General features: G+C 34.1%; 17 protein-coding genes. 11 read left to right on the plus strand and 6 right to left on the minus strand.

All coding sequences use genetic code 11. The annotated features are described in order from the left end of the window. Positions 1-45 precede the first annotated feature (45 nt). Genes dnaA through AC1EUU_RS00380 form a run of 3 tightly spaced genes read left to right on the plus strand, consistent with a single transcriptional unit; the run spans position 46 to position 2,639 of the window. A complete protein-coding gene (gene dnaA, locus AC1EUU_RS00370; RefSeq protein ID WP_480199386.1) occupies positions 46-1,473 on the plus strand; it encodes a chromosomal replication initiator protein DnaA in 1,428 nt (475 codons plus the stop codon). A gap of 9 nt (positions 1,474-1,482) precedes the next feature. After that, positions 1,483-1,932: a low molecular weight protein-tyrosine-phosphatase gene (locus AC1EUU_RS00375; RefSeq protein WP_480199387.1), complete on the plus strand. Its 450-nt coding sequence runs from the start codon at positions 1,483-1,485 to the stop codon at positions 1,930-1,932. Further along, on the plus strand, positions 1,929-2,639 hold the full coding sequence (locus AC1EUU_RS00380; RefSeq protein ID WP_480199388.1) for an SAM-dependent methyltransferase: 711 nt from the start codon (positions 1,929-1,931) through the stop codon (positions 2,637-2,639). The genes AC1EUU_RS00375 and AC1EUU_RS00380 overlap by 4 nt, the downstream gene beginning before the upstream one ends. A gap of 58 nt (positions 2,640-2,697) precedes the next feature. On the opposite strand, the gene AC1EUU_RS00385 is transcribed toward AC1EUU_RS00380, so the two are convergent. The 4 genes from AC1EUU_RS00385 to dapF form a co-directional block, all read right to left on the minus strand. Then, positions 2,698-3,327 (minus strand): hypothetical protein, encoded by a 630-nt coding sequence (locus AC1EUU_RS00385; protein ID WP_480199389.1) that lies wholly within the window; start codon positions 3,325-3,327, stop codon positions 2,698-2,700. Between the two features lie 308 nt (positions 3,328-3,635). Further along, the gene (gene mltG, locus AC1EUU_RS00390; RefSeq protein ID WP_480199390.1) at positions 3,636-4,670 is read right to left on the minus strand and encodes an endolytic transglycosylase MltG; all 1,035 of its coding nucleotides are present in this window, start codon (positions 4,668-4,670) and stop codon (positions 3,636-3,638) included. Next, positions 4,667-5,191, minus strand: coding sequence for a GNAT family N-acetyltransferase (locus AC1EUU_RS00395; RefSeq protein ID WP_480199391.1), 525 nt, complete (start codon positions 5,189-5,191; stop codon positions 4,667-4,669). The genes mltG and AC1EUU_RS00395 overlap by 4 nt, the downstream gene beginning before the upstream one ends. Continuing rightward, positions 5,191-5,970, minus strand: a complete 780-nt coding sequence (gene dapF, locus AC1EUU_RS00400; protein ID WP_480199392.1) for a diaminopimelate epimerase — start codon at positions 5,968-5,970, stop codon at positions 5,191-5,193. The genes AC1EUU_RS00395 and dapF overlap by 1 nt, the downstream gene beginning before the upstream one ends. Before the next feature lie 148 nt (positions 5,971-6,118). On the opposite strand from dapF, the gene AC1EUU_RS00405 reads away from it, so the two are divergent. The 4 genes from AC1EUU_RS00405 to AC1EUU_RS00420 all read left to right on the plus strand — a co-directional run bounded on the left by AC1EUU_RS00405 (position 6,119) and on the right by AC1EUU_RS00420 (position 12,105). Then, positions 6,119-7,570, plus strand: coding sequence for a trypsin-like peptidase domain-containing protein (locus AC1EUU_RS00405; RefSeq protein ID WP_480199393.1), 1,452 nt, complete (start codon positions 6,119-6,121; stop codon positions 7,568-7,570). A 127-nt stretch (positions 7,571-7,697) separates the two neighbouring features. Next, on the plus strand, positions 7,698-9,140 hold the full coding sequence (locus AC1EUU_RS00410) for a glyceraldehyde-3-phosphate dehydrogenase (RefSeq protein ID WP_480199394.1): 1,443 nt from the start codon (positions 7,698-7,700) through the stop codon (positions 9,138-9,140). 225 nt (positions 9,141-9,365) lie between these two features. Further along, positions 9,366-11,363 carry an NAD-dependent DNA ligase LigA gene (gene ligA / locus AC1EUU_RS00415; protein WP_480199395.1) on the plus strand — a complete coding sequence of 666 codons (1,998 nt, stop codon included), beginning with the start codon at positions 9,366-9,368 and terminating at the stop codon, positions 11,361-11,363. A 70-nt stretch (positions 11,364-11,433) separates the two neighbouring features. Continuing rightward, entirely contained in the window at positions 11,434-12,105 is a 672-nt protein-coding gene (locus AC1EUU_RS00420; protein ID WP_480199396.1) for a lysoplasmalogenase, read from the plus strand. Here the strand turns inward: AC1EUU_RS00420 and AC1EUU_RS00425 are convergent. Beyond that, a complete protein-coding gene (locus AC1EUU_RS00425) occupies positions 12,098-12,424 on the minus strand; it encodes a YbaB/EbfC family nucleoid-associated protein (protein WP_480199397.1) in 327 nt (108 codons plus the stop codon). The genes AC1EUU_RS00420 and AC1EUU_RS00425 overlap by 8 nt on opposite strands. 68 nt (positions 12,425-12,492) lie before the next feature. Between AC1EUU_RS00425 and AC1EUU_RS00430 the strand changes: the two genes are divergently transcribed. From AC1EUU_RS00430 to capB, 3 genes are all read left to right on the plus strand, one after another. Continuing rightward, positions 12,493-14,664, plus strand: a complete 2,172-nt coding sequence (locus tag AC1EUU_RS00430) for a S9 family peptidase (RefSeq protein ID WP_480199398.1) — start codon at positions 12,493-12,495, stop codon at positions 14,662-14,664. A 58-nt stretch (positions 14,665-14,722) separates the two neighbouring features. Next, the gene (capA, locus tag AC1EUU_RS00435) at positions 14,723-15,760 is read left to right on the plus strand and encodes a cysteate synthase (protein ID WP_480199399.1); all 1,038 of its coding nucleotides are present in this window, start codon (positions 14,723-14,725) and stop codon (positions 15,758-15,760) included. Positions 15,761-15,892: 132 nt separating this feature from the next. Further along, positions 15,893-17,143 carry a cysteate-C-fatty acyltransferase gene (gene capB, locus AC1EUU_RS00440; RefSeq protein WP_480199400.1) on the plus strand — a complete coding sequence of 417 codons (1,251 nt, stop codon included), beginning with the start codon at positions 15,893-15,895 and terminating at the stop codon, positions 17,141-17,143. A 76-nt stretch (positions 17,144-17,219) separates the two neighbouring features. Here the strand turns inward: capB and tsaD are convergent, their stop codons facing one another. Next, complete coding sequence (tsaD, locus tag AC1EUU_RS00445; protein ID WP_480199401.1) at positions 17,220-18,245, minus strand: tRNA (adenosine(37)-N6)-threonylcarbamoyltransferase complex transferase subunit TsaD; 1,026 nt, start codon at positions 18,243-18,245, stop codon at positions 17,220-17,222. Positions 18,246-18,381: 136 nt separating this feature from the next. On the opposite strand from tsaD, the gene AC1EUU_RS00450 reads away from it, so the two are divergent. Continuing rightward, positions 18,382-22,818, plus strand: coding sequence for a translocation/assembly module TamB domain-containing protein (locus tag AC1EUU_RS00450; RefSeq protein ID WP_480199402.1), 4,437 nt, complete (start codon positions 18,382-18,384; stop codon positions 22,816-22,818). The last annotated feature ends 82 nt before the right edge of the window (positions 22,819-22,900 follow it).

The following is a 22,900-nucleotide window of genomic DNA, read 5'->3' on the forward strand; positions in this document are numbered from 1 at the left end:
TTCTCATTTTTTCCTTAACCAAACAAAAAAAACTAAACCCTAATAATGACAAAAACTGCAACTTCAGTTTGGAATAATTGCCTGTCTTTTATAAAAGATAACATCAAGCCACAAGCATTTAAGACTTGGTTCGAACCAATTAAACCAATTAAAATAACTGGAGAAGCATTAACCATACAAGTGCCAAGCAAATTCTTTTATGAGTGGTTAGAAGAACATTATATTAAATTGCTTCGTGTAGCTTTGGTGAGAGAATTAGGGGATGATGCGAAATTAATTTATGATGTACGTATGGAAAATGCGTATAGTAGTAAGAATCCGCATACGGTTAAAATACCAAGTTCAAATAGAAAACCTTTTAACTCTCAAGGTGTCACTGTTCCATTAGAGATCGACAAACGTGAGTTAAGAAATCCATTTGTAATTCCGGGTATTCAAAAAGTTAAGATTGAATCTCAATTAAATCCAAATTATAATTTCGATAGCTTTATTGAAGGTGATTCTAACAGGTTAGCCCGTTCAGCAGGAATGGCTGTTGCTAATAAGCCTGGAGGTACTTCATTTAACCCATTATTGATATATGGAGGTGTTGGTTTGGGTAAAACCCATTTAGCACATGCCATTGGAGTTGAGATAAAAGATAAGTACCCTGAAAAAACAGTGCTTTATATTTCTGCGGAGAAATTTACTCAGCAATACATTGATTCTGTAAAAGGTAATACCAGAAATGATTTTATTCATTTTTACCAAATGATTGATGTGCTCATTATTGATGATGTTCAATTCTTATCAGGTAAATCGGGTACACAAGATGTATTCTTCCATATATTTAATCATTTACATCAAAACGGGAGACAGGTTGTTTTAACTTCTGATAAGGCTCCGGTTGATATGCAAGATATTGAACAACGTTTATTGTCAAGATTTAAATGGGGATTATCTGCGGAATTGCAAGCGCCTGATTATGAAACTCGTATTTCTATACTTCAAAAGAAGTTGTTTAGAGATGGCGTAGAGATGCCAGATGAGATTGTTGAATATATTGCTAAAAATATCAAAACAAATGTGCGTGAGCTAGAAGGTGTGTTGATCTCCATGATTGCGCAGGCATCGTTTAATAGAAAAGAGTTTACCTTACCTCTTACAAAGCAGATTGTAGATAAATTTGTTAAGAATACCAAAAGAGAAGTTTCTATTGATTACATTCAAAAAGTTGTGTCTAAATACTTTGAAATGGACGTAACAACACTTCAATCTAAAACCAGAAAGCGTCACATTGTTCAAGCGCGTCAGTTAGCAATGTATTTTGCTAAAAAAATGACAAAGGCGTCATTGGCAAGTATAGGTGCTCAAATTGGAAGTAGAGATCATGCTACAGTATTGCATGCTTGTAAAACGGTTGATAATCTTACAGAAACCGATAAGCAGTTTAGAAAGTACGTAGAAGATATTTCTAAGAAATTATCATTTTAACTCATTGTAATGACACGTATTCTAATGGTTTGCCTGGGGAATATTTGTCGCTCTCCATTAGCTGAAGGCATTTTAAAGTCTAAAATTGGCTCTGATCGATTTTTTGTAGATTCGGCAGGTACCGGCGGATATCATGTAGGGGAATTGCCTGATAAACGTTCTATAGCCGTTGCAAAAAAAAATGGACTAGATATTACCGATCAGCGTTGTCGAAAATTTACGGTAGAAGATTATGACAATTTTGATGTCATTTATGTAATGGATAACGCTAATAAGAAGGACGTGCTTTCTTTGGCACGAAATGATGACGATAGATCGAAAGTGAAAATGATATTAAATGAGATTTTTCCAAATGAAAATGTAGATGTACCTGACCCTTATTATGGAGGAGAATTTGGCTTTGAAAGTGTTTATGAAATGCTTGATAAGGCTTGTAAGATAATAGTAGAAAAATTATGAGTTCGGGCAAACTTTATTTGATCCCTACTACTTTAGGAGATAATGAGCCATTGGTAGTTTTACCAATATCTGTAAAGCAGGTTGTTGAAAAAACGAATCATTTTATTGTTGAAAATGAAAAATCCGCTAGGCGATTCATAAAAAAAATTACACCTCGCAAATCACAACCAGATTTACATATTTATAAGCTCGATAAGTATACCAAAGCTTTAGAGACACAGCATTACTTAGACGCCTGCCTTGCGGGAAATAATATTGGCTTACTTTCAGAGGCTGGTGTTCCGGCTGTGGCCGATCCAGGAGCTGTTATTGTTAGTTTGGCACATAAAAAAGGGATTCAAGTAGTGCCGCTAGTTGGCCCTTCATCTATTATTATGGCATTAATGGCTTCAGGCTTAAACGGGCAAAACTTCGCGTTTAATGGATATTTGCCAATAGATAAAGCTGAGCGAAAGAAAAAACTGAAGCAATTAGAGAAATTATCTTCAGAAAAGAATCAATCGCAAATTTTTATTGAAACGCCCTATCGTAATGAAAAAATGATGAGTGATCTACTGCAGGTTTTAACTCCGAATACTAATTTATGCGTTGCTGTTGATATTACTTTGCCTAATGAAAATATTAAAACCATGCAGGTGCAGGAATGGAAACGAAATTCAATAGACTTACATAAACGACCAGCTATTTTCATTATACATAAGCCATAAAAAAATCCTCAACAAAGTCGAGGATTTTTTTAATTAACTAACCAATAATTATAACCAATCAAATTGCAGGTTTACGGTTGGCTTCAATGAATGAAGTATCATAGCCTGCAAACTTTTTTAAGTAATGTTCAATTGAAGTACCATAAGCATCTTCAAATTTAAATGCACCATTACTTCTAAGGTATTTTTTTACGTTTCCGGCACCAGCTAAATGAGCAGCTGCTAAAATGCCAGATTCTGTAATTTTAATACCGTTTATTCTTTTACCCACACTGCGTTTAATGTCTCTTATTAAGATCCATTTGTTTACCGAGCACAAAGCTTGAAAAGCATCTTCTTGTAGCTTAGCATCATTTAAAAATTGAACAGTGTTGTAGATTCTAAATCGTTTTAATGTAGATTTGCCAAATTGGTACTTTCCTAAATATCCTAAGGTGTTAACAGTGCTGTATTTACCTTGAGATTCTTTAAAACCAATGGCCTCTTTAAAACCAATGAACGATTTACCCGTTATAGGTAATAAGGGAGCTTCGTTTGTCTCAATCAACCCGGTAGGTAGTACCGTATAGATTGCGTTTTCCTGTGGTAGGTTGTACTTTACAGTTACCTGTTTCCAAGTGGTAAAACCTGTAGTTACAAAGTATAGTACTGTAAGTATACCTGATACCTTTAAAACTTTCCTTTTCATGATATTGCAAATTTAAAAATGGTCGTTAGCCGATTTAAATTTTGAGCGTGCAAATATATAGCAATAATTCAAATGTACAAAAAATATTATAAAAATTTTAACATGTTGAAAATCAATAAATTACAATTGTGATTTATTCAATTTTGGCGATGGTTTAATGCAGATTTCTTAATTTGAAGGAGTTTTTTTGTGGAATTTCGCAATAATATAATTTACAGATTGCTGTTTTCTATAGAAACATGATTTCTTGCAATACAGAATTCATATAAGCCAATAGGGAGTAACTTATAAGGTTTGAAATAAAACTATTAACGATTAATGCCTTGTTGACTGATCCATTTATGGTATTTACGAGCATTTCTATTATGCTGTTCTAAGGTCTTAGCAAACTCATGATATCCTATTTTATTTACGCTTGCACACATATAGTAATAATCATGTCTTTTATCATTTAAAACGGCATCAATTGAAGAAATATCTGGCATTGCTATGGGGCCAGGTGGTAATCCATAGTTTTTATAGGTGTTGTATGGTGAATCAATTTCCAAATCTTTATTCAATACCCTTTTGTATACTTTATCTTGCCCGTATTTCTGCTTTAAGGCGAAAATAATAGTTGGATCAGCACCTAGAGGCCATCGACTTCTCAGTCTATTTAGATATAAACCTGCAACGGTAGGCCTTTCAGAAGCATTTGCCGTTTCTTTTTGTACAATAGAAGCCAGTGCCATTACTTCATTTTTAGTAAGATTTAGTTTTTCAGCTTTAGCTAATCGACTTTTATTCCAAAATTTATCATATTCCTTTTGCATACGATTAACGAATGTTTCGGCCGATGTATTCCAGTAAAATTCATAGGAATTTGGGATAAAAATACCCAAAACTGTTGCTTTTGTTAGTTTATTTCTTTCTAAGAATGCATCATTTAAGACAGTCGCAACTAGCGATGTTGAATCTGCCTCAAGTTGCTCAGCAATTCTACCTGCTAATTTTTCTATAGTATCCTGATTATTAAAAGAAATCTTTATTGGAGTTTGCTCACCGCTTCTTAATAAATCAACCAAGGCATTATTGTTCATTCCCTTTTTTATAATATAATGCCCTCCCTTAATAAGATTTGGATAATTTTTCTTTTTAGCTACCCAAGTGAAACTTTCGGTACTGTTGATATGTGGTGAAACTATTTTTAGAACATCCTCGAAATTGGCCTTTGACGGAATGTATAATGAAGTATCTTCTTTGACATTGCCATTAAATATCTTTGAATAAAAAGTATACCCAATAATTCCTCCTATTAAAAGAAGTGCGGCTACTACTATTAAAATAATTTTCTTTAAACTCATTTATTTATCAATTGAAGTAAAATTTCATCTTTATAAACTCCGTTTGAACGAATCCATTGTTTTTTGATGCCCACTTCTATAAAATTTGACTTTTTAAATAATGTCATACTATGTGTATTGTCTGACGTAATATTAGCGTATAATTGATGGAGATTTAACGTATTAAAACAATAAGGGATTAATACTTCGAGTGCTTCAGATGCATACCCTTTATGTTGATGCGTTTTAGTTATTAAAACCCCTATTCCGGCTCGTTGATGTTGTGGGCTGTAATCAAAAAGATCGACCATTCCAACGGTTTCATTGGTTGCTACAATAGAAATCATTAAACGCAATTGCTTCGCTGTATAAAGATCTAAATGAGCATTCGCGATATATTGTTCTAATAAATGCCTAGAAAAAGGTGCTTGCGTGCTACTCACTTCCCAAAAGGAGGGGTCGTTTTCTGTATCAAACAGAAAGTTAAGGTCTTCCGGCTCGATCGCCCTTAGGTAAATATGGTCTCCTTTTAGTGGTTGCATTATACATCTATTGTTCCGGTAAAAACCATTGCAGCTGCTCCTTTTAAGAACACATTTTTATAACCATTATTGTTAAGGTCAAAAGAAACCATCAAATTTCCTCCGGGAGTTTTTAGTGTAATAGTATTTTCTGAGGTTCTTTTAGATTTATGGGAAGCAATTGCCACAGCGGTTACACCGGTGCCACAGCTCAAAGTTTCATCTTCTACGCCACGTTCATAAGTACGCACCTTAAAAGTATTATTATCTATTTGTTCTACAAAATTCACATTACTTCCGGCTTCAAAATAAGGAGCTCCATATCTAATTTTGCTCCCTGTACTTTTCACATCAACGCTTTTAACACTATCAACATAGGTAACATGATGCGGTGAGCCTGAATCCATAAAGATGTGATTTTCAAATTCTTCTATTTCTTGTACATCAATCATTTTTAGGCTTACCATAGAGTTTTCAATACTGGCTTCATGTAATCCATCTACAGCTTCAAAAACGGCGCTGTCTTCAATAATGCCTAAATGTTGTGCAAAAGCAACAATACATCTTCCGCCATTGCCACACATACTGCTGGTATTACCATCAGAATTGTAATACACCATGGTAAAATCTACTGTTTCACTATGCTCTAACAAAATTAGCCCATCAGCACCAATACCAAATTTTCTATCGCAAAGTTCTGCAACGAGTTTAGTGTTATTTTTAGGAAAGCTTTCTTGACGGTTATCGATCAAAATAAAGTCATTACCCGTACCTTGATATTTATAAAAATTGAGTTTCATAATCAGGGCAAATGTACTAATAATTTCACTAGAAAAAGGCGCTGTTAAAGTATCGTTAAAGTATTAAAAATCTTATAATATTGGCTTAATTTTGGATGTTAGATGGTTGATTATTATAACTAAATTTACAAGATTAAATATTTGAAATATGAAAAGAATAGCAAGCTTAATATTAGCATCTGTTTTTGGAGGAGCATTAGCTCTAGGAGGTTATATTTTATTGACAGGTAAAAATTTGGAACCAGGAGCTTTAAAAAGTGCTGAGAAGAGTCCTAAAGTTTTTCAAACAAAATATGTACCCACTTCGAAAGCTGCTTTAGATGGTGAAGCGATCGATTTCACTAAAGCTGCAGAAGAAACTACGAATGCCGTGGTACACGTTAAGAACAAAGCGGTAGCTAGTAGTAATCCTATTGAAGAGTTTTTCTTTGGACGCAATAAAAGAGGCTCAGGAGAACGTAGAACGGTAGGTACAGGCTCAGGTGTTATTATTTCACCCGATGGTTATATCATTACGAACAATCATGTAATAAGAGGCGCTGAAGATATTGAGATAACATTAAACAATCAGAAGACATATAAGGCAGAGATTGTTGGTGCACACCAAAATTCGGATATAGCACTATTAAAAATTGAGGATAGAAACCTTCCTTTTGTTCCTTTTGCCAACTCAGATAATGTGCGAGTAGGAGAGTGGGTGTTGGCGGTAGGAAACCCTTTTAATTTGACATCTACGGTAACTGCAGGAATTGTAAGTGCTAAAGGAAGAGATATTAATATTTCAAACCCATATATGATTGAATCTTTTATACAAACTGATGCGGCGGTGAATCCTGGTAATAGTGGAGGCGCTTTGGTGAATGTACGTGGTGAATTGGTAGGGATCAATACAGCCATTACCTCACAAACAGGTTCGTATGTTGGATATTCTTTTGCGGTACCATCTAATATTGCCAAAAAAGTAATTGAAGATATTATGGAGTTTGGCGATGTGCAAACGGCTTATATTGGTATTGGTTATGCGGAGTTAGGAAGTGAACAGGCAAAGCGATTTGATACCGGCGGAATTACAGAAGGTGTGTTGGTAACCAGATTAACAGAAAATGGTGGTGCAGAGCAAGCTGGTATTAAGGTTAATGATATTATTACTCAGGTAGAGAATGTTAAGATTGGTAAATTTGCAGACTTACAAGGCTTTTTAAGTAGCAAAAGACCTGGAGAAATTGTGAATGTAGAAGTTATTAGAAATGGCGCCATGAAAACATTTGATGTAAAATTGGCAAATCAATTTGGTAAAGTAACCATTGATAAATTCGATTTTACAAATAATTATATAGGTTCTTTAAAGAAGGTATCTAAAAAATCTGCTGAAAAACATAGAATTAACTATGGAGTTGAGATCGTAGGCTCAATTGATAACTTTTTAGTTGAACAAGGAGTTAAAGTTGGAGATATTATTTTGAAGGTTGGAGAAACTAAAATCTACGATGTTGAAGATGTAGAAGCCGTACTTCGAAAGAATAAAGGTAGTAGAATTGTATTGCAGGTACTAAATCAAGATGGGTACGCTGAATATATTCAAGCTTTTGTACCTAATTAATCGAAAGAATAAACAACATAAAAAATCCCTCATTTTCTACGAGGGATTTTTTTATGAAAAACCTTTTCGAAAACGTTTGAAATAAGTACTTTTGCGCCGAAAATAAAACACAACAAAATTTAAAAAAATGCATACAAACGAAACCTATGAAAAAGAGTTGGCTTTTCAAGCAGATAGAAGAAGAGCTACTGTAGAGTTTATCAATATCACTAGTGATCTTTGGTATGATCATGCTATTGAATTGGTGCTTTTTAGGAATCAATTGATTGACAGAAACGTAAGTGAAATCTTAAACTTAATGGAATATGCTGGCGATTTTGTGCAAAAGCCTATTTCAATTTTTGATGCCGTTGAAATTGCAAGAGCTATTAAGCAATTAGATTTGCCACCTGCTAAGTTGGACATCGGAAAACTAGCCTATGAATTTCATATGGATACTTCTGATGATGTATTGGCGTTTGTTTCAAGTAAATTAAATGATGCAAACAAGAATGGCGAAATTCAACCAAAAGACGTGATATTGTACGGTTTTGGTAGAATTGGACGTCTATTGGCTCGTGAATTAATGACTCGTACAGGTAAAGGCAAGCAAATGCGTTTACGTGCAATCGTTACACGTGGAGAAATCAATGAAACCGTTTTAGAAAAAAGAGCTTCGTTGTTAAGAAGTGATTCTGTTCATGGTGATTTTCCGGGTACAGTAAAGGCAGATATCGAAAATAAAGCATTAATTATAGATGGTACAACAGTACACATTATCTCTGCAAATGCACCAGAAGATATCGATTATACTGAATATGGGATCGATGATGCTTTAGTAATTGACAACACAGGTGCTTTTAGAGATGAAGTAGCTTTAGGGCGTCACCTAAAAGCTAAAGGTGTAGATAAAGTATTATTAACAGCACCGGGTAAAGGTGTACCGAATATAGTACATGGTGTGAATCATGAAGATTATAACCCAGATGAAGTGCGTATTTATTCTGCTGCGTCTTGTACTACGAATGCCATTACTCCTGTATTAAAGGTTATCAATGATAGTTTTGGTATTAAATCAGGTCATTTAGAAACCATACATGCTTATACCAATGATCAGAACTTAGTGGATAATATGCACAAGAAATACCGTAGAGGTAGAGCCGCCGCTTTGAATATGGTAATTACTGAAACAGGCGCCGGAAAGGCAGTGTCTAAAGCATTACCAGAATTAGAAGGTAAATTAACTTCAAATGCCATTCGCGTACCGGTACCAAATGGATCGTTAGCAATTTTGAATTTACAATTAGAAAATGCAGCGAGCGCCAAGGCTCTAAATGCAACGATGAAAAAATATGCCTTAGAAGGTGATTTGGTGGAGCAAATACAATACTCATTAAGCAATGAGTTAGTATCATCTGATATTGTTGGTACATCGGCACCTTCAATTTATGATAGCAATGCCACGCTAACAACACCCGATGGTAAAACAGCGGTGGTGTATGTATGGTATGATAATGAATATGGTTATAGCCACCAAGTAATACGTTTAGCAAAACATATCTCTAAAGTAAGACGTTATACGTATTATTAAATATGTCTTCTAAGCATAGCAAAAAATCTAAAAAGCCGAAACACATGTTTCGGCTTTTTTTATGTTGTAATTCTAAAGTTTAGATATAATTAATAAACTTAAGTTTGTTTTGATGAATTATATACAGCCTTAACAAGGTTCGCATTTAACCATTAGAAATCAAAAAGTTTTTCGCTATCTTTTGTATGGATTTTTCCTATTTTTAACGTCCCATTTTTTTAATCAATGCCAACACCTAAAGAACAGATTGAACAGCTGCGTGATGAGTTAAGAACACATAATTATAATTACTATGTGTTAGATAAAGCAACCATTTCTGATTATGATTTCGACATTAAACTCAAGGAATTAGAAAAATTAGAGATTGAGAATCCTGAGTTTTTTGATGCCAATTCACCGACACAACGTGTGGGCGGGCAAATCACCAAAAACTTTGAAACGGTAACGCATAAAAACCGAATGTATTCTCTAGATAATAGTTATTCTAAAGAAGACCTTCTCGATTGGGAAAAACGATTACATAAAGGTTTAGGTATCGATCAAATCGAATATACCTGCGAATTAAAATATGACGGGGCGTCAATCAACCTTACCTATGAAAATGGTATGTTAAAAAATGCTGTAACACGTGGGGATGGTTTTCAAGGTGACAATGTTACTACCAATATAAAAACAATACGCTCAATTCCATTAAAACTAAAGAGTGATGATGTAACTGACTTTGAAATACGCGGTGAGATTATTCTTCCGCTTGACGGATTTAATAAAATGAATGAAGAGCGCGTAGCAAATGGGGAAGAGGCATATAGAAATCCACGTAACACCGCTAGCGGAAGCTTGAAGCTGCAAGATAGTGCTGAGGTTGCAAAACGTCCACTAGACTGTTTGCTCTATCATATGGTTGGGCGACTTCCATTTAAAACACATAATGAATCTTTAGAACGCGCACGTGAGCTTGGATTTAAAGTGCCAGATGCAATCAAAGTTTGTAAAAGTATTGATGAGGTATTCTCATTTATTAATCATTGGGATACTGAGCGTCATAACTTACCCTATGAAACAGATGGAGTTGTGGTGAAAGTAAATTCATTGGCATATCAAGAAGAATTAGGTTATACGGCCAAAGCACCTCGTTGGGCGATTGCTTATAAATTCAAAGCAGAACAAGAAAGTACGGTTTTGAATAAGATTACCTATCAGGTTGGCAGAACCGGAGCGATTACACCAGTAGCAAATTTAGAGCCTGTGCAGTTAGCCGGTACAATCGTAAAGCGTGCTTCTTTACACAATGCTGATCAGATTGCGAAATTAGATATTCGTGAAAGAGATACAGTATTTGTTGAAAAAGGAGGAGAGATTATTCCTAAAGTGATCAAAGTAGACTTGTCAAAACGCGCTAAAGATTCTGAGGTGACACAATATGCTACGCACTGTCCGGAATGTGCCACCGAACTTATTCGAAAGGAAGGTGAAGCGCAGCATTATTGTCCGAATGAATATGGATGTCCGCCGCAGATAACAGGGAGAATTCAGCATTATATTGGTAGAAAAGCAATGGATATTGATGGCCTGGGAGCAGAAACAGTTGAGCTTTTATTTAACGAAGGCTTAATTGCTAATTACGCCGATTTATATGACTTAGCTGTAGAACAAGTAATTCCGTTGGAGCGTATGGCTGAGAAATCTGCTCAAAATTTAGTTGCCGGTATCGAGGCTTCTAAGCAAATTCCTTTTGAAAAAGTATTGTTCGCTCTTGGTATACGATATGTTGGTGAAACGGTAGCCAAAAAACTAGCGAAGCACTTTAAAAGTATGCAAGCCTTGATGCAGGCTTCTTTTGAAGAACTTATTGCTGTTGATGAAATAGGTGATCGAATTGCTGAAAGTGTGCTAGATTTTTCACAAAACGAACAAAATATTGAGCTAATTAATCGTTTAATGAGCTATGGCGTTCAGTTGGAGCTTTCAGCTGAGGCTCAAGAAGGGCAAACCGATAAACTGGCAGGTAGGGTTTTTGTGGTTTCAGGTGTTTTTACTATACTAAGTAGGAATGAGCTAAAAAAATCTATAGAAGATAATGGCGGAAAAGTTTCTAGTTCTATTTCTAAAAAAACAAGTTACGTAATTGCCGGTGATAATATGGGGCCAAGCAAACGTGTTAAAGCAGAAGATTTAGGGGTGCCAATTATTTCTGAAGAAGATTACTTAGCAATGTTAGATTAGTATTGAATAATTATATTAATTGAAAAAGTAATACTAACTTTATAGCCACAATGTTAGCTCTGTAAATGCTATGAAAAACTCAGATCTGATAAAATTTTCGCTAGTTCTATTTTTTATAGCCTATGCTTTTGATAGTTTAGGTTTGATTCTTAGTGAATGGTCAATGCGCTTTATATTTAAACCATTGATAATACCTTCATTGGCATTATTGTATTGGTTTTCTGCAAAAAAGGTGAATAAAATTTATTTAATTGCACTCTTTTTCAGTTTTTTAGGAGATACTTTATTGCTAAATAAGACTAATAATTTTTTTCTATTAGGGCTAAGTTCGTTTTTAATTACACATATTATTTATCTAATCATTGTTACTAAAGATATTACAGAATATAAGTTGAAACCAATTCTGGTAGCGGCATTTCCTTTTGTTATCACATTTGTTTCGGTATTTTTAGTCATAAAAGATAACTTACAAGAACTTCTAATACCAGTTTTGATTTATGGCTTAGTGATTACCTTACTAGGTACGCTTTCTTTTTATAATTATCTGCAGAAAAGAAATAGAATCACAATGTTAATGTTACTTGGTGTTTTTCTATTTATAGCATCAGATGGAGTACTGGCTATTGAGCGTTTCATGATCTTACATCGAGAACTTGAACTAGGTTTAATTGTTATGTTTACCTACGCGGTTGCTCAATATTTAATTTGCAGCTATATGATTAAAAAATCTACAACTATTTAAAAAAGTCGAGTCCAGGGATGTCTGGCATTCCATCTTTTGCAGCAGCAGCGAGTTCAGCTTCATTAATTTTTGAGGCTTTTGCTAAAGCATCGTTTAGAGCGAGAATTAAATAATCTTCTAATTCTTCCTTGTCTTCGAGCAGCCCATCGGCAATTTGTATAGTTTTAACTTCACGATTGGCAGTAACTGTAACCTTAATTGCTCCATTATTAGATTCGCCATCTACAAGTACTGTATTTAGTCGTGTTTTGGTCTCTTCAATTTTCTTTTGACTCTCTTTTAGCTTTTGCATCATTGAGAAAAGGTCTCCTCCAAACATATTTTAAGAAATTTAACAGTTTAGTTGCAGCAAAATTACTATTTTCAGCGGTTTGAAACCTTTAAAAAATGAAGAAAGTATTCCTTTTAATTGCAATTGTATCTCTTACTTTTGCAACTTCCTGTAAAACAGAAAATGAACAAATGAAAAAAAATAATGCAGAACCGCCTGTAGCCGAAAAACAACCGAAGAAATTAGAAAAGCATGGAGATGTACGAGTTGATGACTATTATTGGATGCGTTTAACCGATGCACAAAAAAATGCCAAAGATCCAGATACGCATACGCAAAAAGTACTTGATTATTTAAATGCAGAAAATGCTTATTACGATACTATAACTGCACATACCAAAGATTTTAAGGAAACCTTGTTTGAAGAAATGAAGGCCCGTATTAAAGAAGATGACGAAACGGTTCCTTATAAAAATAATGGGTATTATTATATTACACGTTATGAAAAGGGTGGGCAATATCCGATACATGCGCGTAAAAAAGAAAACCTAGATGCAGCGGAAGAGATCATATTTAATGTTAATGAAATGGCCGAAGGTCATGAATATTATGCTTTAAGAGGTGTAAATATTAGTGAAGATAATAAGTTGGCTGTTTTTGGAGTGGATACGATAAGTAGACGTCAATATGTATTACAATTTAAGAATTTGGAAACCGGTGAAATCTACCCAGATAAAATTGAAAATACCACTGGAAGTGCTACCTGGGCCGGTGATAACAAGACTGTTTTTTATACCAAAAAAGACCCTGTTACCCTAAGAAGTGAAAAAATATATAAGCATGTTTTGGGTACCAATTCTGCTCAAGATGAATTAGTATTTGATGAAAAAGATGAGACCTTTGATACGTTTGTTTACAAAACAAAATCAAAAAAGTATATCATAATTGGATCTTACAGTACGATAACTCAGGAATATCAATTTTTAGACGCCAATGAGCCTAATGGTGAACTAAAAATGATTCAGCCAAGAACAAGAGGATTAGAGTATAGTGTTTCGCATTATGGAGATCATTTTTATATTTTAACGAATAAAGATGGTGCTACAAATTTTAAGTTAATGAAGACCCCAGAAGATAAAACGACGCAAGAAAACTGGGTAGATGTAATTCCACATAGAGAAGATACATTGTTGGAAGATATCTCTATTTTTAAAGATTATTTAGTTTTAGAAGAACGTACAAATGGCTTAAACAAAATACGAATCAAGCGATGGGATGCCTCAGAAGATTACTATTTACCATTTGATGAAGAAACATATGCTGCGGGTGTCTATGCTAATCCTGAATTTGAAACTGATATTATTCGCTATAGTTATAATTCATTTACAACTCCGGCTTCGGTGATTGATTTTAATATGAGTGATCGTTCTAAAGACATAAAAAAGGAACAAGAAGTACTTGGGGGTACATTTGATAAAAACAATTACACGAGCGAAAGAGTTTGGATTGATGCCAGAGATGGTAAAAAAGTAGCAGTTTCAATCGTAAGAAGAAAAGATACAGAGCTAACTAAAGAGACTCCATTACTTCTATATGCTTATGGTTCTTATGGATATACAATTCCTGATAGCTTTAGTACAACACGTTTGAGTTTATTAGATAGAGGTTTTGTTTTTGCACTAGCACATATTCGAGGAAGTCAATATTTAGGGCGTGAATGGTATGAAGATGGTAAAATGTTTAATAAGATAAACACCTTTACAGATTTTATTGATTGTGCTAAAGGGCTTATTTCTAAAAATTACACATCTGCAGCACATCTTTATGCGATGGGTGGCTCGGCGGGCGGATTGCTAATGGGTGCTGTGGTTAATATGAATCCTGAGCTTTTTAATGGAGTCATTGCAGCAGTTCCTTTTGTAGATGTAATGACAACGATGTTAGACGATAGTATTCCTCTTACAACTTCAGAGTATGACGAGTGGGGGAATCCAAATAATAAGGATTCTTATGAGTATATGTTGTCTTATTCGCCTTATGATCAAGTTAAAAAGCAGTCCTATCCAAATATGTTGGTAACTACTGGGCTTCACGACTCTCAAGTTCAGTATTATGAACCAGCTAAATGGGTTGCTAAATTGCGAGATTACAAAACTGATGATAATATTCTATTAATGCATACGAATATGGAAGCCGGGCATGGCGGAGCTTCAGGTAGATTTAATGCATTAAAAGAAACAGCTATAGACTATGCTTTTTTACTTGATTTAGAAGGGGTAAAAAAGTAATTAAAAAAAAAATAGTAAATTTGCGCGGTTATTTTAATACGAACTGTATTTAGTTATTATGAAACAAAATTTAGGTGTAAACCAAAATGTGTTAGAACTGATTGGTCATACTCCGATGATTAGATTAAATAAGATCACGGAACATTTAGAAGGAGAGTTCTACGCAAAGTTTGAAGGCTTCAACCCTGGCCATTCAACTAAAGACCGAATAGCGCTTCATATAATTGAACAGGCTGAAAAAAAGGGTATTCTTAAAAAAGGAGATACAATTATTGAAACTACTTCTGGTAATACTGGTTTTAGTATTGCAATGGTAAGTATCATCAAAGGATATGACTGTATTTTAGCAGTAAGCTCTAAGTCTTCTCAAGATAAAATTGACATGCTTAAAGCTTTAGGAGCTAAAGTATATGTTTGCCCAGCGCATGTAAGTGCAGACGACCCTAGGTCTTATTATAATGTTGCAAAGAAATTACATTCTGAAATTGCTGATTCAGTATATATCAATCAATATTTTAACGAATTGAATATTGATGCTCATTATAACACTACTGGCCCTGAAATCTGGAAGCAAACGCAAGGGCAAATAACACATTTAGTGGCAGCCAGCGGTACTGGAGGTACAATTTCGGGTACAGCTCGTTTCCTAAAAGAACAAAATCCAAATATTAAAATTTTAGGTGTAGATGCTTTTGGATCTGTATTACAAAAGTTTCACGAAACTGGTGAATTAGATCCTAAGGAAAGCTATCCTTATAGAATAGAAGGTTTAGGAAAAAACTTAATACCTACAGCCACAGATTTTGATATTATCGATAAATTTGAAAAAGTAACTGATGAAGATAGCGCGCATCGTGCTCGTCAAATAGCATTGACAGAAGGTATATTTGCAGGATATACTAGTGGCGCTGCGATGCAGGCTACTGCGCAATTGGCAGAAAAAGGAGAATTTGATAAGAACAGTAAGGTAGTTATTATTTTTCCTGACCATGGATCAAGATATATGGCTAAGGTTTATAGTGATAACTGGATGCGTGAACAGGGATTCTTTGATTCTCAAAAACACGAACAAGAAGTAATAGAATACATAAAATAACAAATAATTTATACAATTAGATAAGAGGTGCTTCGCTTGCGAGCACCTCTTTCTTGTTGAAAAAAATAAAAAATACCTTTTGCAGAGCCTTAAAAAAGTAGTTACTTTGCAAGCGTCTAAAAATCAATGGAGATGAAGGATTTATTTGAAAGAATAATAAAGGATAAAGGTCCTTTAGGGAAGTGGGCAGAACAAGCTGAAGGTTATTATGTGTTCCCTAAATTAGAAGGTCCTATTTCTAATAGAATGAACTTCAATGGTAAGAAGGTTGTAACATGGAGTATTAATGATTATTTAGGCCTGGCGAACCATCCTGAAGTATTAAAAGTTGATGGTGAGGCAGCCCTAGAACATGGTATGGCATATCCAATGGGAGCCAGAATGATGTCAGGACATACAAAGTATCATGAGCAATTAGAAAGAGAATGCGCTGAATTTGTAGGCAAGGAAGCTTCTTATTTGGTGAATTTTGGGTATCAAGGTATGGTGTCGGCAATCGATGCTTTAGTATCTAAAAATGATGTGATCGTTTACGATATGGATACCCATGCATGTATTATAGACGGAGTGCGTTTGCACGCAGGTAAGCGCTTTGTATATAAACATAATGATGTTGAGAGTCTAGAAAAGAATTTACAGCGTGCCGTGAAAATGGCTACTGAAAATAACGGAGGAATTCTTGTAATCTCTGAAGGTGTTTTCGGAATGCGAGGAGAACAAGGGAAGCTTAAAGAAATTGCTGAACTCAAGAAAAAATATAACTTCAGATTATTAGTTGATGATGCGCACGGATTTGGTACCTTAGGTGATGGCGGAAGAGGTACAGGATATGAACAAGGAGTACAAGATGATATTGATGTTTACTTTGCAACTTTTGCAAAATCAATGGCCGGAATAGGTGCTTTCTTTGCCGGCGATAAAGATATCGTTCAGTATTTGCAATATAATATGCGTTCGCAGATGTTTGCCAAATCACTACCAATGCCAATGGTAAAAGGTGCTTTAAAGCGTCTAGATATGCTACGCAGTATGCCCGAACTGAAAGAAAAACTGTGGGAAAACACGAATGCACTTCAAAATGGACTTCGTGAAGCCGGATTTGATCTTGGAACTACACAAACATGTATTACTCCTGTTTATTTAAAAGGAGATATTCCTGAAGCAATGGCAATGGTGCATGATCTTAGAGAGAATCATGGTGTATTTTGTTCGATCGTGGTTTATCCGGTAATTCCTAAGGGCTTAATTATTTTAAGATTAATTCCTACTGCATCGCATACAATGGATGACGTAAAAGAAACAATAGAAGCATTTTCTGCTATTCGTACTAAGTTACAAGGCGGAATTTATAAACGTATAGCTGCTACGCTTACGGCTCAATAAGATAACAATTAGTTAAAAGAAAAAGATCCAAATTTCTGCTATGAGATTTGGATTTTTTTTTGATGAGAATTCAAGTCTAAAATTTCATCCTAGCTTTCGCAGAAATTGAGCTCGTGTCAAATTCTTTGTTTAAATACTTAAGATACCCTACAATACCTATCATGGCTGCATTATCTGTAGTGTATTCAAATTTTGGAATGTACGTTTGCCAACCATAAGTACCTTCAGCCTCTTGTAATGCTCTTCTAATACCAGAATTTGCAGAAACTCCACCTGCAATGGCTATACGCTTAATGCCTGTTTCTTTAACTGCCAATTTTAATTTTTTAACTAAAATATCAATGATAGTGTATTGTATAGAGGCACAAACATCATTAAGATTGTTTTTAATAAAATTAGGATCTTCTTTTTCCTTTTTTTGAATAAAATATAAAATAGATGTTTTTAATCCGCTAAAGCTGAAATCTAGTTTATTTTTTGTTTTAGGGTTCGGAAACTCAAAAGCGTTTGGGTTACCAAGTTGTGCATGTTTATCAATTAGTGGTCCGCCGGGATAATCAAGACCTAGAATCTTTGCAGACTTATCAAAAGCTTCACCTACGGCATCATCTATAGTTTCACCTAAAATTTCCATTTCAAAGTAGTCGTTTACTTTGATAAGTTGTGTGTGCCCTCCACTTATGGTTAAGCATATAAATGGAAATTCTGGCTTCTTTTGAGTCACATCATCAATAAAATGTGCTAGAATATGAGCCTGCATATGGTTAACAGCTATTAACGGAATGTTTAGAGCCAAAGCCATTGACTTAGCAAAAGATGTACCCACGAGTAAAGAACCCATTAAACCAGGACCGCGTGTGAAAGCCACAGCATGCAAGTTTTTTTTGTCGATAGAAGCCTGTTTTAAAGCCTGATCTACAACAGGAACTATGTTTTGTTGATGCGCCCTTGAGGCCAGTTCGGGCACCACACCACCATATTGTGAATGAATCTCTTGGTTGGCAACAACATTAGATAGCACTTTATCGTTTTCTAAGATAGCGACACTAGTATCATCACAAGACGACTCAATAGCTAATATGTACGTTGATTTTTTTTGCATGAATAAATATAAAAAGGCACAAAAATTGTGCTTATAAATTATGTACTTTTAAGGTTGCAAATTTATAATAATTAAAGCTATAAAACGGTTTATTAAAATAACTAAGAAAATACTGGTAGGATTGATCCTTTTTCTCTTGCTGGCAGTTATTTTATTGAGAGTACCATTTGTACAAACCCACTTAGGTAAAATTGCTACTTCTCAGCTTAACCGAGCGTACAACACAAATATTTTAGTAAAAAAAGTCGATCTCTCCTTCTTAGGGAATGTTAATCTTAAAGACATTGAGATTAACGACCACAAAAATGACTCACTTATTTATATTAAAAGCCTCAAAACATCTTTGTTTAGCTATAAAAATATAGTTGATAATAGGTTAGAAATGGGTGATGTAGAATTAGAGAATGTTACCGTTAACATGGTAACACATCAAGGTGACTCAATAGATAATCTCACAGTTTTTGTTGATAAATTTGATGATGGTAAACCCAGGAACCCAGACACTCCTCAATTTTTATTGACGAGCCCCAAGCTTAATTTAACCAATGTAAACTTTATTCTCTACGATAAAAACAATCGAGAAGAACCAATAGTTTATTATAAACATATTACAGGGCTTGTAAGAGATTTCAAAGTAGAAGGGCCGAATGTTTATGCTAATATAAGACGTTTAAGTTTTTATGAAGATCATGATATTCGAGTAGTTGATCTCACTACTGATTTTACATATACAAAATCACAAATGACCTTTGCAAACACCAAATTGCAAACTGAAAATTCTTTGGTAAATGCAAACATTCTATTCAAATATTCTATTGATGATCTTGCAGATTTTAATAATAAAGTACAAATAGAATCTGATTTTAGTGAATCGTCGGTATCACTAATCGATCTCAATAAATTTTACAATGAGCTCGGTAAAAATGACAAGGTGAACTTTACAACGAAGTTAAGAGGAACCCTTAATGATTTTAAATTAGAAGAACTAAGCTTAATATCGAATAGAAATTCTATCATCGATGGCGACCTGCATTTTAAGAATGTCATTAATACAGAAAACGGTTTCTCTCTTGATGCACGTATTTATCAGCTCTCATCAACCCATGATAACTTAAAACAGTTATTACCAAATATTTTAGGAAAAACACTGCCAAGCGTTTTGAACAAGTTTGGCCGGTTTTCATTGGCCGGTGAATCTTATATTACCGAAGATATGGTTAATGCGAATGTTATGATAAATAGCGCATTGGGTAGATCAATCACTGATTTAGAACTTACCAATATTGATGACATAGATAATGCAAAATATAGAGGAAAAGTAGAATTTGTTGATCTTGATTTTGGTAAAATTGTAAATGATAGTTTGATTGGTAAGCTATCCTTAATAGCAGATGTTGATGGTAAAGGGTTTACACTTGAAAAACTTGATACAAGAATAAAAGGAATCGTCTCAAAACATCAATATAAAGGATATACTTACAGTAATATTGACGTAAATGGTGTCTTTAAAAATCAGCTTTTTGATGGACAGCTAATCACGAATGATGAAAATCTGAAAATGAACTTTAATGGCTTGGCCGACTTATCATCTAAAGACTATAAGTTTGATTTTAAAGCAGATGTTACCTATTCTGATTTTAATAAATTAAATCTCTTTACCCAACACGCTAAAGCCATACTTAAAGGTAAAATTGACATTAAACTAACAGGAAATACGCTTGATAATATTGCAGGAACGATAGCTTTTAAAAACGCATCTTATACAAACCATATCAGTGATTATTTCTTTAAAGATTTCAATGTAACATCAGCATTTGCAGATTCAATTAGAACCATAACGATTAATTCTACTGATATAGTTAACGGAACTTTAAGAGGACGCTACAGGTTTAATGAATTATCAAAGCTTGCTAAAAATTCTTTAGGTAGTATCTATGCAAATTACAGTCCTGATAACGTAACACCTGGTCAGTTTTTAGATTTTAATTTTAAAATCTATAATAAAATTGTAGAGGTGTTTTATCCAAAAGTAAATTTAGGAGCAAATACTTCCATTAAAGGAAAGGTGAATGCCGACAATAATAAATTTGAACTTTTGGTAAAATCACCAAAAGTTAAGGCCTATGAAAATGTTATAGAGCAGATAAGATTACAAATAGATAATAAAAATCCACTCTATAATACTTTATTAAGTCTGGGCAAAGTAGATACCAAGTATTATAACATAGCCGACCTTAATTTGGTTAATGTTACTTTAAACGATACACTCTTCTTTAGAACCGATTTTGTAGGAGGTGATAAACTTCAAGAAAAATTTGATCTAAGTTTTTACCACACTTTAAATAAAAATAACCAATCGGTTATTGGTATTAAACCTTCAAACATTAAATTTAAGAGAAATAGTTGGGTTCTAAATCCTACTAATAATAAGCAAAACAAAGTAGTTATTGATGAGAAACTACAAACCTTTGCGTTTGATAAAATTAGTGCAGTTTCGGGTGGGCAAAAAGTAAGCTTTTTAGGTGTTATTAATGGTAAAAATCATAAAGATGTGAACCTCTCACTTGAGAATGTGAAGTTAGAAGGGGTTACCCCACGTATTGATAGTCTTGCATTAAAAGGTATAGTAAATGGTAATTTAAACTATCAACAAATTAATGATGTAGTGCTGCCAATCGCTCGCTTAGATATTGATGATTTTTATATTAATAACTATAAACAAGGTAGTCTTATTATAAATGCTGAAGGGGGGAGGTCTTTAAAGAATTATATCGTAAACCTTACGCTCCAAAATGAAAGTCAAAGAAAATTGGTTGCAACGGCCGAAGTTGATTTTACATCGAAAGAACCAACGGTCATTGCAAATTATAATTTAGATAAGTTTAAACTTAAACCTTTTAATCCTTTAGGAGAAGGAGTTTTATCCAATATTCGAGGAGAGGTCTCAGGAAGTGGTACAGCTATCGGTCTATTAAAGAATCCTGATTTGGATGGCGTTCTTTATTTAGAGAATGCAGGTTTAGCTTTCCCCTACTTAAATATTGATTATGATTTTATAGGTAGAACGGAAGTAAGTCTAAATAAACAAACTTTTACATTTGCCCCCACAACACTTGTTGATGTTGTTCATGATACCGAGGCAACATTGTCAGGTAGAATTTTGCATAACCAATTTAAAAGATGGTATCTAGATCTACTTATAGATACAGATAATCTGTTAGTGTTAAATACTCGAGAAACCGAAGAGATACCCTATTACGGTACTGGATTCATACAAGGGAATGCTACAATCAGTGGTTTTACCGATAAGCTTGTTATTGATGTAGAAGGTAAAACAATGCCAGGCACCGAATTTATTGTGCCTTTAAATGATGTAAATACTATTGGAGATTCTAGATTAGTGAAGTTCATCTCTAAAGTTGAAAAAGGAGTTAATGAAAATGTAGTTGAAGATGTAATCTTCGATTCTGTAAAAGGGTTAACACTTAATTTCTTACTAGAAGCTACCGACGATGCTTTGGCAGAAATAGTTATTGATAGAAATACGGGTAGTGTATTAAGAGGGAAAGGTAATGGTATCTTAGATATAAAAATTAATACCAACGGTAAATTTGAAGTAGAAGGAGCCTATGTGGTTAGTGAGGGTATTTACGAGTTTAGAAATATTGTTAATAAAGACTTTACGGTACAACCCGGTGGTTCTGTGATATGGGATGGCAACCCTTTTGATGCTTATTTAAATAATATTACTGCAGTTTACCGAACCAAAGCAAATCCGAGCGTTTTATTAGATAATGTTAATACAAGTAGAGAATTAGATGTAGATCTAATTGCAAAGATTTCGGGTCAATTGTTAAATTCAGATATAGAGTTTGATTTGAATATTCCTAATTCTAATTCGCTGGTGAATTCAGAATTACAATTCAAATTAAGTGATCAAAATAGAAAAATGACACAGTTTTTCTCCCTATTAGTTTCGGGAGCATTTACAAATATTGACGAAGGAGGAATTGGAATAGATGCCGGAGTAGCAGGAACCTCATTATTATCTGAGAAAATTTCTAGTGTTTTATCGAACCTACTAAAAAGTAGAGGCGATAAATTTAATGTAGGTGTTTCTTATGCTATTGGCAATAGAAATAATTTAAATGAAGCGCTTAATACAGACGATCAATTAGGTATTACCGCTTCTGGGCGTTTAGGAAAACGAATTATATGGAATGGAAGAGTTGGTGTGCCTGTTGGAGGAAATACACAATCTCGTGTGGTTGGAGAAGTAGAATTAGAATTACCATTGAATAAAGCAGAAACGTTTAGACTTAAAGGTTACAATAGACAAAATGAAGTAGAATTTGCCGTAGCCGATGAAGAAGGATATACGCAGGGTATTGGTCTCTCTTATCGTGTAGATTTTGATACCGGCAAAGAATTAAAAGAAAAGATTTTTGGTAAGAAAAAACAAAATCCCAAGACAAAAAAAGCAGATAGCTTAGAAATAAAGAAAAGTCTGGTAAACTTTGTAAAACAAAAAAAAGATACTGTTAAAAGTAATAGGTCTTCTCAGCCCAAGTAAACAGGACTTTCAATCGAAAACGTTATCGTATAAAAGTACTATTTTATATATCAAATGGCCTTGAAATGGCTAATTTTACATA

The sequence above is a fragment of the Maritimimonas sp. 2205BS37-2 genome, from assembly GCF_056591755.1.

Bases quoted from the DNA above. Each gene is read 5' to 3' on its own strand.
- AC1EUU_RS00380 (WP_480199388.1), top strand. From the start codon at position 1,929: ATGAGTTCGGGCAAACTTTATTTGATCCCTACTACTTTAGGAGATAAT.
- mltG (WP_480199390.1), bottom strand. From the start codon at position 4,670: ATGAGTTTAAAGAAAATTATTTTAATAGTAGTAGCCGCACTTCTTTTA.
- ligA (WP_480199395.1), top strand. From the start codon at position 9,366: ATGCCAACACCTAAAGAACAGATTGAACAGCTGCGTGATGAGTTAAGA.
- AC1EUU_RS00395 (WP_480199391.1), bottom strand. From the start codon at position 5,191: ATGCAACCACTAAAAGGAGACCATATTTACCTAAGGGCGATCGAGCCG.
- AC1EUU_RS00420 (WP_480199396.1), top strand. From the start codon at position 11,434: ATGAAAAACTCAGATCTGATAAAATTTTCGCTAGTTCTATTTTTTATA.
- AC1EUU_RS00375 (WP_480199387.1), top strand. From the start codon at position 1,483: ATGACACGTATTCTAATGGTTTGCCTGGGGAATATTTGTCGCTCTCCA.
- capB (WP_480199400.1), top strand. From the start codon at position 15,893: ATGAAGGATTTATTTGAAAGAATAATAAAGGATAAAGGTCCTTTAGGG.
- AC1EUU_RS00405 (WP_480199393.1), top strand. From the start codon at position 6,119: ATGAAAAGAATAGCAAGCTTAATATTAGCATCTGTTTTTGGAGGAGCA.
- dapF (WP_480199392.1), bottom strand. From the start codon at position 5,970: ATGAAACTCAATTTTTATAAATATCAAGGTACGGGTAATGACTTTATT.
- AC1EUU_RS00430 (WP_480199398.1), top strand. From the start codon at position 12,493: ATGAAGAAAGTATTCCTTTTAATTGCAATTGTATCTCTTACTTTTGCA.
- tsaD (WP_480199401.1), bottom strand. From the start codon at position 18,245: ATGCAAAAAAAATCAACGTACATATTAGCTATTGAGTCGTCTTGTGAT.
- capA (WP_480199399.1), top strand. From the start codon at position 14,723: ATGAAACAAAATTTAGGTGTAAACCAAAATGTGTTAGAACTGATTGGT.
- AC1EUU_RS00385 (WP_480199389.1), bottom strand. From the start codon at position 3,327: ATGAAAAGGAAAGTTTTAAAGGTATCAGGTATACTTACAGTACTATAC.
- AC1EUU_RS00425 (WP_480199397.1), bottom strand. From the start codon at position 12,424: ATGTTTGGAGGAGACCTTTTCTCAATGATGCAAAAGCTAAAAGAGAGT.
- AC1EUU_RS00410 (WP_480199394.1), top strand. From the start codon at position 7,698: ATGCATACAAACGAAACCTATGAAAAAGAGTTGGCTTTTCAAGCAGAT.
- dnaA (WP_480199386.1), top strand. From the start codon at position 46: ATGACAAAAACTGCAACTTCAGTTTGGAATAATTGCCTGTCTTTTATA.